At 48.3% G+C, this 14724-nt stretch carries 9 protein-coding genes and 1 pseudogene; 3 read left to right on the top strand and 7 right to left on the bottom strand.

All coding sequences use genetic code 11. From position 1 onward, the window contains the following. Positions 1–9: 9 nt before the first annotated feature. The 6 genes and pseudogenes from MCB1EB_RS03660 to htpG form a co-directional block, all read right to left on the bottom strand. Positions 10–3978, bottom strand: coding sequence for an NACHT and WD40 repeat domain-containing protein (locus MCB1EB_RS03660; protein WP_052393756.1), 3969 nt, complete (start codon positions 3976–3978; stop codon positions 10–12). 370 nt (positions 3979–4348) lie between these two features. Next, positions 4349–4657, bottom strand: a pseudogene (locus tag MCB1EB_RS03655) (transposase); the annotation flags it as partial. 293 nt (positions 4658–4950) lie between these two features. Continuing rightward, complete coding sequence (locus MCB1EB_RS03650) at positions 4951–5748, bottom strand: class I SAM-dependent methyltransferase (protein ID WP_052393761.1); 798 nt, start codon at positions 5746–5748, stop codon at positions 4951–4953. Continuing rightward, positions 5735–6217 (bottom strand): DNA-deoxyinosine glycosylase, encoded by a 483-nt coding sequence (locus tag MCB1EB_RS03645; protein WP_045365772.1) that lies wholly within the window; start codon positions 6215–6217, stop codon positions 5735–5737. Before MCB1EB_RS03645 ends, MCB1EB_RS03650 begins: the two co-directional genes overlap by 14 nt. Beyond that, on the bottom strand, positions 6217–6810 hold the full coding sequence (locus MCB1EB_RS03640; protein ID WP_045365775.1) for a chorismate--pyruvate lyase family protein: 594 nt from the start codon (positions 6808–6810) through the stop codon (positions 6217–6219). Before MCB1EB_RS03640 ends, MCB1EB_RS03645 begins: the two co-directional genes overlap by 1 nt. Positions 6811–6819: 9 nt before the next feature. Further along, positions 6820–8712, bottom strand: coding sequence for a molecular chaperone HtpG (htpG, locus tag MCB1EB_RS03635; protein ID WP_045362916.1), 1893 nt, complete (start codon positions 8710–8712; stop codon positions 6820–6822). 296 nt (positions 8713–9008) lie between these two features. Here htpG and MCB1EB_RS03630 point away from each other — a divergent pair, with 296 nt between their 5' ends. Genes MCB1EB_RS03630 through MCB1EB_RS03620 form a run of 3 tightly spaced genes read left to right on the top strand, consistent with a single transcriptional unit; the run spans position 9009 to position 11247 of the window. Further along, positions 9009–9923 (top strand): DMT family transporter, encoded by a 915-nt coding sequence (locus tag MCB1EB_RS03630; protein WP_045362919.1) that lies wholly within the window; start codon positions 9009–9011, stop codon positions 9921–9923. 8 nt (positions 9924–9931) lie between these two features. Further along, positions 9932–10387: a RidA family protein gene (locus tag MCB1EB_RS03625; RefSeq protein ID WP_126353864.1), complete on the top strand. Its 456-nt coding sequence runs from the start codon at positions 9932–9934 to the stop codon at positions 10385–10387. A 32-nt stretch (positions 10388–10419) separates the two neighbouring features. Then, positions 10420–11247 (top strand): ankyrin repeat domain-containing protein, encoded by an 828-nt coding sequence (locus tag MCB1EB_RS03620; protein ID WP_045362925.1) that lies wholly within the window; start codon positions 10420–10422, stop codon positions 11245–11247. On the opposite strand, the gene MCB1EB_RS03615 is transcribed toward MCB1EB_RS03620, so the two are convergent. Next, a complete protein-coding gene (locus MCB1EB_RS03615; protein WP_045362927.1) occupies positions 11244–14537 on the bottom strand; it encodes a hypothetical protein in 3294 nt (1097 codons plus the stop codon). The two genes, MCB1EB_RS03620 and MCB1EB_RS03615, sit on opposite strands and share 4 nt — an antisense overlap. Positions 14538–14724 lie beyond the last annotated feature (187 nt).

Here is a 14724-nt window from a genome sequence, read left to right as displayed (position 1 = left end):
TCACTTCTTCTACAATTTTTCCTCAGTGCATATTTCGTCAGGGCTTTGCAAAAAAAATGATATAGCATTTTCCCCAGTTTCAGCCCGCCCTGCACCACGCTGCCTCAACAATAGCTTATTTTGGGGACTTAAATTGAGGGCATTTTCGATCAATGCGCCGGTCGCAGTCAAGTTGTCCTGCCTTGAAGCCCACTCTAGCCTGATTTCACCTATCATTCCTAAATCATTGCTAAGGACCCGCCAAAGACAAACAGCTTGGTCATCCCCTCCTGTGGCAAGCACAACTGCGCCATCCGCCAAGATCTGCCATGCAACTGTGCTAACAGATCCAACAAAGCTTTGCAGTATCGCTTGGCAATCGCCTGTATGGACAGACCATAGCCTTACCGTATTATCCCTACTTCCAGACGCGAGCCACTGGCCACCAGGTGAAAACGCGACGCTATTTATCCCCTCTTTATGCCCTGAATATGTACGCGCGAGAACTCGCACGCCGGACACGCTCCACAATTTCACCGTTTTATCATCACCAAACGCGATCCATTGACTATCGGGGGAAAACGCAATACTTTGAACAGAACCTATATGCCCGACATGCGTATACGTATGTGACACAGTATGCGGCTCAGATACTTTCCATAGTTTCACCATTTCACCATCTTCAGAATAAATGCCAGCCGCGATCCACTGACCATCGGGAGAGAACGCGATATTATGCACATCACAATACAAACAGTGATAAGAGCGCTCGAGTACTCGCGTGCCGGATGAATCCCACAACCCCACCGACCAACCGCCATCAAACGCGATCCACTGGCCATCTGGCGAAAACGCAATACTATCCACATCCCCTCTATCATTAGCATAAGTGTGCACAAGCGCTCGTGCACCCGATGTGCTCCACAATTCCACCGTATCACTAACGCCAAATGCAATCCACTGACTATCTGGCGAAAATACGATACTGCGCACAAATCCCTCATGCTTTGTATAATACGTGTGCATAAGTGTTTTGGTGCCAAATACGTTCCACAGCTTCACCGTATGATCAAAATCGCCAGCTGCTAACCATTGTCCGTCGGGCGAGAGCGCTATACTATTCGCTCCGCTCGCATGCCCAGTATGCCCGTACTGAAACGCTCGCACACCTAATACACTCCACAACCTTACCGTATTATCTTTACTGGCTGACGCAATCCACTGGCTGTCAGGGGAAAACACAACATTAATCACCTCATCCTTATGTCCAGCATACGTATATGTGAGTGCTCGTTCGCCGGATACGCTCCACAGTTTTATTTTCTTACTATAATTACCAGCCGCGATCCACTGGCCATCAGGCGAAAACGCGATACAACTCACTGATCCATATTCATCCTGAGCATACGTGTGCACGAGCGCTCGCGTGTCAGACGCCTCCCACAGCTTTACCGTGCCGTCCCAATTGCCATATGCCAGCCATCGGCCATCAGGCGAGAACGCTACACACCGCACCGCTTCCCAAAGCCCAGCATACGTGTACGTATGCACGAGCGCTCGTGCGCCGCACACTTCCCACAGATTCACCGTCTGATCTTCACTACCAGACGCGATCCACCGGCCATCGGGCGAAAACACGACACTATTCACCCAAGACTTATGCCCGGCATACGTGTAGGCGAGAGATCTATCTCCCGATACAAGCCACAGCCTCACCGTATCATCATTACCTCCAGACGCTAACCATTGACCATCAGGCGAGAACGCTACACTATTCACTCCTTTCTCATGCCCGGCATACGTGTGCACAAGGCCTCGCTCGCCCGTAACTGACCACAGATTCACTGTGTTATTAGAATTAGCAAACTCCAGCCACTTCTCATAACCTGGATAAAATATGGATGCCGTATTATTAGAACCGGATGAACCAGATGCTAGCCACTTACCATCAGGAGAAAACGCAATACGCGTCACATAGCCCACATGTCCCTTATACGTGTGCACCCATTGTAAAGTCTCGGTCTCATAAAGCTGAATATCACTGCCATCCACCGCAGCAAACCACCGACCATCCGGCGAATAACAACACGCATTAACCGGACCTGCCATTTCCAAAGTCGGCCTTTCTCCGAGTACCAGTCCTACCAAATTCGCTCCATTCAAATTCACCCTTCTCAGCCAGGCTCCGGTCCCATTCACCTCACTTAAATCGGCATCTTTAAATTGTGTATGGTCAAACACCCCATAACTTAAATCTGCGCCATGCACGCGTATCCCATTAAAATCCTTGTTAATCAACTGCACACCAGCTTTCACTAATATGGTTATTGCATTCGCCGCTCCTCTCTCAAACTGAGCTCCTTCTTCTCCTTTAGATTGTTCAACCACGCTTAAAAGTTGAATTTCTAAATTTGACTGTTGCTGCGCCCGATCCGCTAAAAACTGCAATACCGCTGGATCTTTCACAATATTTAATGTATTGAGCCACGAAGAATGCTCAATTTTGTCATAAGCGCCGAGCTCTTCCCATAGCACCCGCGCTACCAGATAATCCTGTATCGACTTATGGATAAACTGATATCGATCGTCTCGACAAATCAACGGGGAATTAAAACGTAATAATTTAATCTTTTCATTACTTTCACTTAAAAACTTATCTCGCCAATCTTGCGGTGCCGCATTAGATTCGTCATAGGAAAGCTGTTGTGAATAGGTCACACGTACCAATCCAGCCTGATACATCTCTATTGCCAAATCTTTGCTGAATTTTGTGCCATGCTTAGTAAAATCCTTATTTAAAAAATAAAATGCCTTCTGTTCTTCTTCAGTTAAGCGAATAACACTCAAACGATCCTGCGAACGCGCAAACCAGCTCTCTACAAACTGCTCATATAATGCAAGCCGAGTAATACGTTGACTGCTATCCTTGTATTTTTCGGCCAAAGCTGGCAATTCGCTCAAGGACAATTTGAGTAAAAAAGGATTGCGTATCAACTCTTTGACTTCTGTACGCTCTAGAATTCCTCCATGCTCCGCGACACTTTTTTCTAACTCTGGGTATGTGCTTTTATATTTGTTTATATATTCTTCAATCGTCAAATCTGAGAAAGGCGCAAGCTGGTATGTTTGAAGTAAGTACGCCTGATTTTTCGGATGGAACTGGCGCTCATATCGATCTCCTAAATACTCTGGCCGACTGGTAACGATGACTTTGGCTTGCCATTCATCCAGTTCATTTTCTATATAGAAGAGGCGGGTTCGGTCTTCAATTTCGTCGTAACCATCTAAAACAAAAATGAAGCGATGCTTCGCTTTTAAATCAATTATCTCCTTCTCTGTAAATCCTTCTTTTTTTAGATACTCTGAAATAAGATTGCTATTCGGCTCTTTCAGACTCGATAGCGAAATAAACAGTGGGATCGGTGTCTGGTCAGATTTATTAGCTTCTTTATCATAGGCTTCCCATAAGCTTCTCGCCAAATATCGATTAAAGGTAGATTTTCCAGAACCCGCTACACCTAACAAAAGCAGCACTTTCTTTTCTTTTGAAGCTAAGAAATCTCTCACCTTCTCTTCTAGGCTAAAGCGCTTTTGTAGATTCGTTATTGAAGTACACTCCGGCGCGACATACATCGCCAACGCATCTTTAATTTCTCTATCTTTTTCTAAGCTTTCTAAATATTTTCTCTGCAATCCCTCAATACCTAGAATAGCTAGCGGTGCATTATTAGATTGGATAGCCACGCTTTGCACTGGCCTCAGAATTTCTCGTAATAATTGAGCATCTGAAACCGTCGAGTGATAATGCACGTTGATTTCATTATGCGAACCAACGGTTGGGATATTTATCAAGCCATAGTTAACTTGCATGACGGACCCTGCTGTCTCATCAACCCTATCCGTTGAATAGGTTCGTGTCGCATTAACAAAGGCCAAGGAGAATTGAGAAAAATACGAAGATAAAGGAGGTTGAGTTTGGCTTGGATTAATCGGCGACATGCTGGCTACCCCTTTTTAATAATTAGTATTTAACCTATATCTGAATGATTCGCTGTCGGATAAAAATTCAGCTTTCACTAAATAAAGCCTATCTACCCCAGATTACGACAGCATGGGCAATATCAGAAACTTTGAAAAGATACTGACAATTTTGGCGTTAACGTTGGCTGCGTACCCCTCTACAACGCAGCATTTGCCAACGAGCCCACCGGATCTCCTACCGAGTTTAACCGAAGACCCGCCAGCATTTAGCTTGCTGAGATTGCCGAAGTCAACGCTTTTAACGCCAGCGTCTGCCAGGCGCTTGGATTAAAAGCGTTTTATCGGCTGCTACAGCATACACAATCTATGGTCCCCCCGTTTTTTGCAAGACTGATTTTTGATGCTGTGATGGCTTGCCTAAAATATCTGACAGGCTCCTTTTTGAGAGTACGTCCTGTAGCATAGCCTTATCTAGCGATAGGTCAGCCACTAAGCGTTTGAGCTTACTATTCTCCTCCTCTGATTGCTTCAGGCAGCGTAATTCCGAAGGGCCTAACCCTCCATATTTTTTGCGCCAGATATAGAATGCCGCTTGTGATATCCCCATCTCTCAGCATACTTCATCAACCGATATCCCTACTTCTGCCTGTTTTAGACCAAACGCTATTTGCTCTTCCGTATATCTCGATTTCTTCACCGCACCATCTCCTGATCAATATCAAAATTGGGCCGCTTTTTCTACTTTTAAAGGCATCGAAATTTTGGGGCAGGGCCAACCTTTTTCTTTGATGATCTTAATGCAATCGTGGCATTGAATCTCAACGCGAGTAGCAAGTTTGTATTGCGCTTGTGCGAGTTAGGGGTGCGCCGCTGTAGCCAGCCGCGAGCTGAAGTATCAATGCATCCTCATTCAGAATGCCTTTAAAAACCAAATCATTTAGTTAATGTATACCAAAATATGCTGCAAGTTGTTCCAGCTTTGCACTCACGTTAAATTGAAAACGTATTATGTTGTATCTCAACAACCTCAGATAGCGCGGACAACCAAGCACGCGCCGGCAAGCGCCATTTCTTTTCAATACTGCGTGCATGGATCGTCAGCGCGTTCCAATCAAAAGCCAGCGGCGGGCCATTAAAAGCCAGCGCGACTCGATTGCCGTCATGGATGCTAGGCAGAGCGATCACACGTCCGGCAAAAGCCTCGTTCAAACTACGCATATTGCGCGCAAAGCTGGGATGATCGCCAAATAAATTAACCGTCAAGATAGCCGGCGCAGTTAAACACGCGCGGCACGCTCGGTAAAATGCGGTATTTCCAAGCACCGGACCGCTTGCCGTAGCATCATATAAATCGACTTGCATAGCACCAATGGTGCCGTAGTGCGATGCATCCCGCACAAAATCCCAAGCATCCGCTTCAATCACAGATAAACGCGCATCGTTAGGCGGGAGCTCAAACATAGCGCGCGCAGCAAGCACCACCGCCGGATTTAATTCAATTGCCATGACCTGCGACGCGGGGCAATAGTGGTAACAAAATTTGGTGAGCGACGCCGCGCCTAGTCCGAGTTGCACAATCTGCGCCGGCGGGTCAAGAAACAGCAACCAAGCCATCATCTGTTGCGCATATTCGAGTTCAAGCCGCATTGGCGCGCGCAAGCGCATCGCGCCTTGCACCCATTCGCTACCCAAATGTAAATAACGCACTCCCGCTGCCTCAGAAAAATTAACCGGCGCAAAGTGCGGCGTGTGCTTATCCCTTAAGCTAGGTTTATTAGAGTTTGTCATGCAAAATTTCACGCCAAGCGTGCAGTTTTTGTTCAAATGAAAGCGCAGCATAAGCTGGGCTTGAAGATGGCAAAGCCAATGTTTGATAACCCGCAGCCTGCAGCACGGGCGCAAACCGGCCCGCGGTTTTGCCGTTAAAGCAAATTTTTTCAAGCCTTGGAGCGCATTGCTGCAAACCAGAAAAATCATTCGGCGCAGCTTGGCGAATCGCGGTATCCAGACTCCCCTGACGCTGACAAGCCGCCAACACATCCCAGAGCCCAATGCGATAAGCGAGTATGCGCTCAAGCCGAACCGCATACGTCAGTTCTGCCAGCGGTTCATTCAGCAATTCTCCCAATAAACGCCAGAACTGATTACGCGGATGGGCATAATATTGGGTCGCCAGCAGCGATGCCGCACCAGGGAAACTACCCAGAATCAGCACCCGCGTATCGTTTGCCAGCACCGGTGGAAAGCCTTGCAATATCATCCGGTTTGTCTATTAGGTTCGGCCAGGCGTAGCCACAACGCCGCCAACATGCACTCGGTGACCAGTAAAGGCTGGCCAGCATGCATAAAAATCGAGCGGCGTGCCACCGGCGCTGCGCTCAACGGCGGTGTCAAATCTCGACGCAGCGCTGCTCGCTCAAAGCAACGCTGAATAAAATGGTAGAGAGGATCGCCCTTTCCAATGGGCCGACTTGCCAAGGCCGAGCGTTTAATCACGCCACCGTACAATAGCTCAGATAAAGAGCGCGTATGTAACTGGCGGATGTCTGCCCAAACGCCACGGCTGGCCGGCAACGGCGCAATACTGCGCGCGGCAATAAAAGGCTCGCCCTCTACCAGTAACAGCACTTCACGCGCCCATACGCGCTGGCGGGCGCGCGCCTTTAAACAATGCGCTTCACCCGCCCAGGCAAAATCAACGGCTTCACGCACTACCTGCACCTCAACTCGGCCCAATGTCTGCAAACGTTGCGTCAATGAGCCGCCGCGCGTTAACCAATTTTTCTGAGCAGCAGAAAAAAGCGGGCGCGGCAGCACGCGCCACTGCGCATTCGCCGCGTTGAACAGCATGCGCATAACTTAGCAGCGTTCCAGCCCTTCTAATAACAACATATTAGCGCGCTTCACATAATCAGCCGGATCATTCAGCGTCCCGCCTTCGGCCAACAGCGCTTGATCGAAAAGCAAGTGGCTCCAGTCAGCAAACCCCGCTTGTTCAACCTCTAGCCGCTTAATCAATGCATGTTCTGGGTTGATTTCTAGAATGGGCTTAGATTCTGGCGCTTTTTGACCGGCTGATTTTAAGATCCGTTGCAAATAGCCGCTCATCTCGTTTTCGTCGACAATTAAGCAAGCTGGCGAGTCAGTCAACCTGAATGTAGTCCGTACATCTTTCACCTTGTCTTGCAAGACCTCTTTCATTTTTTCGATAACCGGCTGCAAGGTTTCACTGGCTTTTGCTTGCTCGGCTTTTTCCGCGTCGCTCAAGGCGCCTAGATCAAGATCGCCGCGCGCTACGCTACTGAGCGGCTTGCCCTCGAATTCGTTTAAGAAAGACAGCATCCATTCATCGACTCGGTCCGTCAACAATAATACCTCCACGCCTTTGTTGCGGAACACCTCAAGGTGCGGGCTATTGCGTGCTGCCTGCCAGCTATCTGCCGTCACATAATAAATCTTAGTCTGACCCTCTTTCATGCGCGCGACATAGTCCGCCAAAGTAACGGTTTGCGCCGCCGTATCTTGGGTTGTGCTAGCGAAGCGCAAGAGCGCGGCAATCCGCTCGCGATTAGCCTGATCCTCGCCCATGCCTTCTTTTAATACTTGACCGAATTGCTGCCAAAACGCTGCATATTTTTCCGCCTCTTTTTCTGCCAATTCTTCTAACATAGAGAGCGAGCGCTTAGTCACCCCATCCCGTATCGCTTTAACGTCGCGGCTTTCTTGCAAAATTTCACGCGAGACATTGAGAGGTAAATCGTTTGTATCAACCACACCTCGAATAAAGCGCAGATACGCGGGCAGTAATTGCTCAGCATCCTCCATCACAAATACGCGCTTGACATACAACTTTAAACCGCCACGTTGATTTCGGTCCCATAAATCAAACGGTGCTTGGCTAGGAACGTATAAAAGTTGAATGTATTCATTCCGTCCCTCAACCCGATTATGCGTCCAGATCAGCGGCTCTTGCTGGTCATGCGCTAGATGCTGGTAAAAGGTCTTATACTGGCTCTCGTCAATTTCGCTTTTTGCGCGCGCCCATAAAGCACTCGCTTGGTTGATCGTTTCATCTTCGTCAAGGCGCACTGTTTCTTGTTTTTCCTGATCCCACTCTTCTTTAACCATCAAAATGGGCAGTGCAATATGGTCTGAATATTTTCGGATAATAGACTTTAAGCGCCAGGCGGATAGAAAATCGTCTTCGCCTTCGCGCAGATGGAGTGTAATTGAGGTGCCACGCGCGGGTCTCTCAATCGCCTCTACGCTAAATTCACCATCCCCAGCGCTGTGCCAGCGCACCCCTTCGCTAGCCGGCAATCCAGCGCGACGCGATTCAACCGTGATTTGATCGGCAATAATAAAGCCGGAATAAAAGCCCACGCCAAATTGACCAATCAGCGCCGCATCTTTTTGCGCATCGCCAGATAGCTTGGCAAAAAACTCCTTGGTCCCCGAGCGCGCAATCGTGCCAAGATTAGCAATCGCTTCCTCACGACTCATGCCAATCCCGTTATCCTCAATCGTAATGGTGCGCGCTGTGGCGTCATAGGCAATGCGAATGCGTAAATCCGCATCATTTTCATAGAGCGCGGCATCTGCAATGGCCTCAAAACGCAGCTTGTCCGCCGCATCTGACGCGTTTGAGATCAATTCGCGCAAAAAGATCTCTTTATTGCTATAAAGAGAGTGGATCATCAACTGCAGAAGCTGTTTGACTTCTGCCTGAAAACTCAGGGTTTCTTGTGTCATTGTCAAAATCCTTAAGGGCTGTTAAATTCACATTAGTGGAGCGTGCCAGATTAATGGAGGTGTTTTCCTATATTTCAAGAGAAAGCCTAGAGAGGCGCGGATATAAACAACCTGCGCAACTTACCTAGCACACGAAATACGCAGCTCATGCAGAGCGCTTTTATGTTCGTTACTCTATTTTAACGCGGGTTGACGGATTCATCGCGCCGCACTTTAAATTGCTGTTCGAGCGCCCTTTTCCTATCATTAATACTTTGGAGCCGTTGGCCAAATCTAACGCTGCGGAGCACTCTACAATGAATCCACGTGAAACTCAGGGCATGTTGCTTGGCTTGCTAAGCGTGATTATCTTTAGTCTAACCCTACCGATGACACGCATCGCAATTCAAGACATCCATCCCCTACTGAATGGACTTGGGCGTTCACTCGCGGCGGCCATACCTGCCGCCCTCTTACTTGCCTGGCGTCGTGAACGCTGGCCAACCAAACAGCAATTCAAAGGTCTGGCGATTGTTGCGTTAGGCGCAATTATCGTATTTCCGGTATGCACCGCTTGGGCCATGCGGACTCTGCCCGCCTCGCACGGCGCGATTGTAAATGGCTTACAGCCCTTATGCGTCGCCGTGTATGCGGTTTTCTTCGCGCGTGAAAAACCCTCGCGCACATTTTGGCTATGCTCAATCGGGGGTAGCGCACTCATTCTTACATACGCCATCCGCGCCGGCGGCGGCACGTTAATGAGCGGAGATATTTTTATGCTGATTGCGGTGGCTTTTGGCGGGCTAGGTTATACGGAAGGCGGCCGCCTCGCCAAACAAATGGGAGGCTGGCGCGTGATTTGCTGGGCACTGGTTATCGCCGCTCCGTTTCTAACCCTACCCGTGATTTGGCTGGCTTGGCTCCATACGGGTCCAATTGCGCTTAAATCTTGGCTGGCTTTTGGATATGCTGCATTTTTTTCGCAGTTTATAGGTCTTTTTATCTGGTACGCAGGTCTCGCTTTAGGGGGTATCGCGCGTGTTAGCCAAGTGCAACAGCTACAAGTATTTTTCACCCTAGCTTTTTCCGCCTGCTTTTTTGGCGAGCGCGTCGGGCCAGACACTTGGATTTTTGCCGCGGCCGTGGTTGTCATGCTTACGCTGAGCAGCCGTACGCGAATTGCAGCGCTGCCGCCAAGTAGCCTCACCCCTCAAAAAATTGTCCACAATTAAAGAAAATTATGTCTATTTATAAAAAATTAGATGAACTTGGCATTGAATTACCCACCGCTGCTGCGCCGGTTGCCGCGTATTCAATGAGTATGCAAAGCGGCAAACTCGTCTATCTTTCCGGCCATATCGCTAAAAAAGACGGGCAGCCATGGATTGGTAAACTAGGCGAAAACATGACCACCGATATGGCATGCTTGGCCGCCCGCTCAATTGCGATTGACCTAATCGCAACTTTGCATGCGCACACCGGAGATCTCAACCAAGTGAGCCGAATCGTTAAACTATTTAGTTTGGTCAACTCAACCCCTGATTACACCGAGCAACATAGGGTCACCAATGGCGCTTCGGAACTTTTTGTCAGCGTGTTTGGCGCCAGCGGCAAGCATGCGCGTTCCGCCGCTGGCGTGATCCAATTGCCGCTGGGCGCTTGCGTTGAAATTGAGTTGATTGCGGAAGTGAAATAAGTAATTTAACGTCTGGATAAAAGAGGAAATTTATGCGCATTAGTTCTTTGACTTTTTTCAGTCAAAACCGAGAAGAACCCCTTAATGCGCAGCAAACTTCTATAAGAGCAGCATCTGCGAGCCAAATTCAGACGATGTCTGTAAGGGAGTATCGTAAAAATCAAACCATGCATAATGCTGCCAGGGCTAGTCAGATTGCCCAACTATATCGATTCTTGCGAGAAGGCGCTGATGTTAATGAGTTAGAAAAAAGAAGCGGTTACTCGCCTTTACAAATTGCTCTCGAAATTATGCTAATCAACGATTCCGATGAAGCGCAAGTTATAGTCACAGCATTAATCAAAAATGGGGCAAAGGTGAATACAGTCACCTCCCAACGCGGCCAAACCGCACTGCATATCTTTGTTATGGCCCAAAAAGACGATGCAGACGTTCAATATTTGCGTAAAAAAGGGGGCGCCAATGGCATTAAAGACCATCAAGGACAAACCCCTTTCTCGCTAGCCATCGATCACGAAAATCTTAACCTAATACTCGCTTTGCTCACCCCGCCAGAAAAAGAAGTCGATCTCGCATTAGAAACAGATATAAACGTAAAAGGTAAATTTGGGCAGACCGCACTGCATATCGCCGTGAGTAAGCAAAACCTAACAGCGATAACCACTTTGCTCCACTTCAAAGCGAAACTACTCAAAAACTCTAGGGACGAAACGCCACTAGACCTTGCCCACAAGCTCACGAAAAGTTCTGATCCCGGAGAGGCCGATATCGGCGCCGCCATAGTTGCTTTGCTTGACCCGCTCCCACCATACACAGAGACGATAGAAAATCATCTTGCACTGAATCATCAATTCGCCTAATTTATTGCCCTCTCTAGCTTCTTTTTCCCTTTGTCTAGCTTAGAGGACAGCAGCCACTCAACATCACTTACCGAGGTCCGTTCGTGTTCATGCGTTGCCCATCCTATATATTTCCAACCTTCTGAAGAACCTTGTTTTGCTTCTCGCGCTTTAAAAAGGCCATAGAGTTCCCATGAAGCAGGATCGGCAAAAAGCCCATCGACCCGGCTTTGCAACTCGTCAATACGCTCTTTAATTGTGCGCTTTTCTGCTTTATCCACGGTCTGCTGCGCTACCTTGTACAGTTGCGTCATTTCATGCGTGTAGCCATTAATCTTATCAATTAAATCTTGATCGTCCTTTAACTGCCAACGTACGCCAAAAATTGGTTTGGCTTCCTTTTCATTTGGCGTGGCAGCGATAAAATTGTCCAGCCTTGCTTCGTATAAATGACTCCAGCGCGAATCCTGACCTAGCATTTCCTTAAAATGGCTGCTGTTTGCAAAGGTTTCGTCAATAACAGTAAGCTTTGGCACAATTCCTTGAGGGTTATGCATAATGTGTAAAGTGCCATGGCGCCCTTGTTCCGCTACAGTCTTTTTAGTATTCAGTTTCTGATGTATCCGCCGCAAACGAGTAAGGCCCCCACCGAGTCCAACCTCCTTAATAGCATCCGTTTCGACTGGAATGCCTACTCCCGGCAAAAGGCGTCCCGAGGTATCCACCAAAATAGCGCTGGCCTGGCCCGCGCGCTTTTGTTGGCCTTGCGCAACATCGTTTGTCAGAGTCTCCCGGCCCACGCTATAAGGTGTGGCTTTGGCCGTCAATTCCCCGGCTAAGCCAATGCTGGTGGGCGAGTCACTCTGCGGATTGAGTGCCACGTAGGCGCCTAAGCTAGCCGTCATAAATAAATCAACCTGCGTATTACTCCTATTCCGATTCCCCAATAGAATATTAGGATCATCAAAATTCGCTCTGGCCAGTACGTTTAAAAAAGCCTGCTGCTGGTTTTCCGAATCACTCTGCGCGGATTCTATTGCGCTCCAGTAGTTTTTAACCATCTTTTCCGCAGTGTCGCGCCACGCTTTATCATCGCCTTGCGCGCCCGCAGATTTCAGTGCATGCAACGTCGCATGTTCTGCCTCACCCGTTTGATAATTCATGCCCGCAGTAAACCCACCGCCGAATATCAGTTTGGTTAAACCCAGGTTGAAACGTTTCCCGAAAAACGCGTTACCCCTGACAGCTAGCGTTTTGCGTTGTCTTTTGCCGAATTCAAGTTGCAATCCAGCATCATTTAAACTCATCGCATGCGCCGCTTCTGCACCATAAGTCCTTCTCGCAAACAAGCCAACCGACGCTGCTCCATGCGTTTTTAACACCACGCCTAAACCTAAGCCGACCCGGCCACCATCAAATTCCTCAAAGCGACTGCCGTTAGTTTGATTAATGTAGTTCAGTTGAAAGGCTTGTAGCGTCTCTGGATTAATTTCATGCAGCGGCATAGGATTAAGCAGCATGGCTTGCTGCTTGGCTTGTTTTAATAAAGCCAGCATAACTTTGCGTGATTGCCGCCCGTCCTCTGTCTCAGATGCCTTTGCGCCTAAGAAAAATTGATCTGCAATGCCCTCGAGCTCATCGCAGCTGAATAGCCCATATGTCGAGGCACTGGAGTCGGAATTCTTTAATGCTTTGATTTCCTCCTCTTTCTTTTGGTCCAACAGCTCTAAAGCTTTTTTAACTGCTTTATCCTCAAGTTCAGGTTGTGAATCAAGCTGTTTTCTCGCTAACTTTAATAGAGCTTCTATATTATCCATAGACCCTATATGAGTGGCTTCGTGTTGCTTTGGCGCATGCAACTCTATCCGTTGTTTAATCTTAGCTATAGTGAATGCCGTCTCAGCCAACTCCTCTGCATTGCGTGCCCCCTTGAGTAACTCTTCACCATAAGAGCAAAGCTCACTATGTACAATGAGGAGGGTTTCGCCATAAATAACTTGTAGTTCGTCATCAACCGCAGGCTCGGTCGTCCGGTAAGGTGTTTTTTTCTGATTAAACGCGCGCGGCACGTCATCAAGGAAGAGTTCAGCTCTAGCTAGCAAACGCGCAAAACTCCAGTTTGGCGCTTGATCAATCTTATTTTGCAGCACTGCGCGCGCCTGACCACGCGCAACCCAGGCTTTTCCAGCTTTTAATAAGCGGGAATTGACTTTATCCAGTAATGAGCCCAACTGGTTTTCCTCAAAACCTTGCACCCAAGTCCAATACGCAGCAATCTCATCAGGTTTTAGAGTATTATTTTTTTCCAATGCAGCTAAATTTAATGTCTTATCAGTACAGGATTTTGCCGTGAGGTCAGCCAAGCAAGCCACTTTCAACGCCGCCAGAGCTTGCTTAGCTTCAGGCTTTTCTTTTAGTTTAGCTTTAGCGTTTATTCCAACACTAGCTCCAGCTTCAAGATCAAGCGCTTTCTCCAGTATGTGTAATTTATGCGCTGCTTGCAGATAGACAGTCAGTCTAGTTGCCTTACTCAAAGTCGCTTGAGCCGCTTGAGCCGGATCGATTCCCTGTAGCTTGAGTAAGGCGTTTAATGCTGGACCTCGCTCATAGGCCAGTTGCTGCGCGCAGCGCCAAGCATACTGGTCAATCTGCGTCTCTCCTGATGCGGATTCATGCATGCCAATATCGAGCGGACGCCCAAGCCGCACCAGCACCTCTATAGCTAAATCGGGATCGCCATTAGTCACCTGGGCCAGGACGCGCAACAGTGGTACAGTAACCAACTGCTTAGTCGCATCAGGAGCCGACTTATCCCGTAATATTTGCTTGACCATAGCGCCAAATTCTTGCGCCTCATCCAGACTTAAATGCTGGTTGAATTGACTACGCACAAACTCACCGAAAGAGGTGCCCTGAATAGCGCCATCAAGCTGATTAGCCCAAGTTTTTGCCGCTTGGGCTCCTCTATGCTGCTTGACCAGCTTGCGCATTGTGTCAGGATTTAAGCTAGGCAGCTCTCGCTCAGCATGGACTTTATACTGAGGTGAAGCGCCAAGCGACCTCAATTCCTCGCCGTTTTCCTCAATCGATAAAGCATCGTTAGTTTTATCGATTCGACTCGCCTTAGGCCGGTTCGTGCTCGATTTTTGGCTTGTCCCGGAATGCGTCAGCACATCGAACGCTTCCCCTATAGGGTACGATCGCCGCCGCACAACCTCAGGCTCAAACTCACCCTTTCCCAACGGCAAACGACTAGAGCTCGGCACATCAGGCACAGTCGATTGTGACTTATCAAAAGTATTTTTTAGCATTTCACAAGCCCGCCACTCGCTCTTACCGCTCGTTCAATCATCTCTTGTGAAATTCATTGTTGTACGCCGCCGTCAACCGCCTGAGGAAATCACGAATTAAAAAGGCAATTAACGAAGATTATTGATCTGTGCTTAAGCCCCCCCTTTAATTCCACCGTTTGACCAGACTATCCAAAAAACTATTCAC

The sequence above is a fragment of the Mycoavidus cysteinexigens genome (assembly GCF_003966915.1).
In the GTDB taxonomy this organism is placed as follows: domain Bacteria; phylum Pseudomonadota; class Gammaproteobacteria; order Burkholderiales; family Burkholderiaceae; genus Mycoavidus; species Mycoavidus cysteinexigens.
This window is presented reverse-complemented; position numbering and strand designations above follow the sequence as displayed.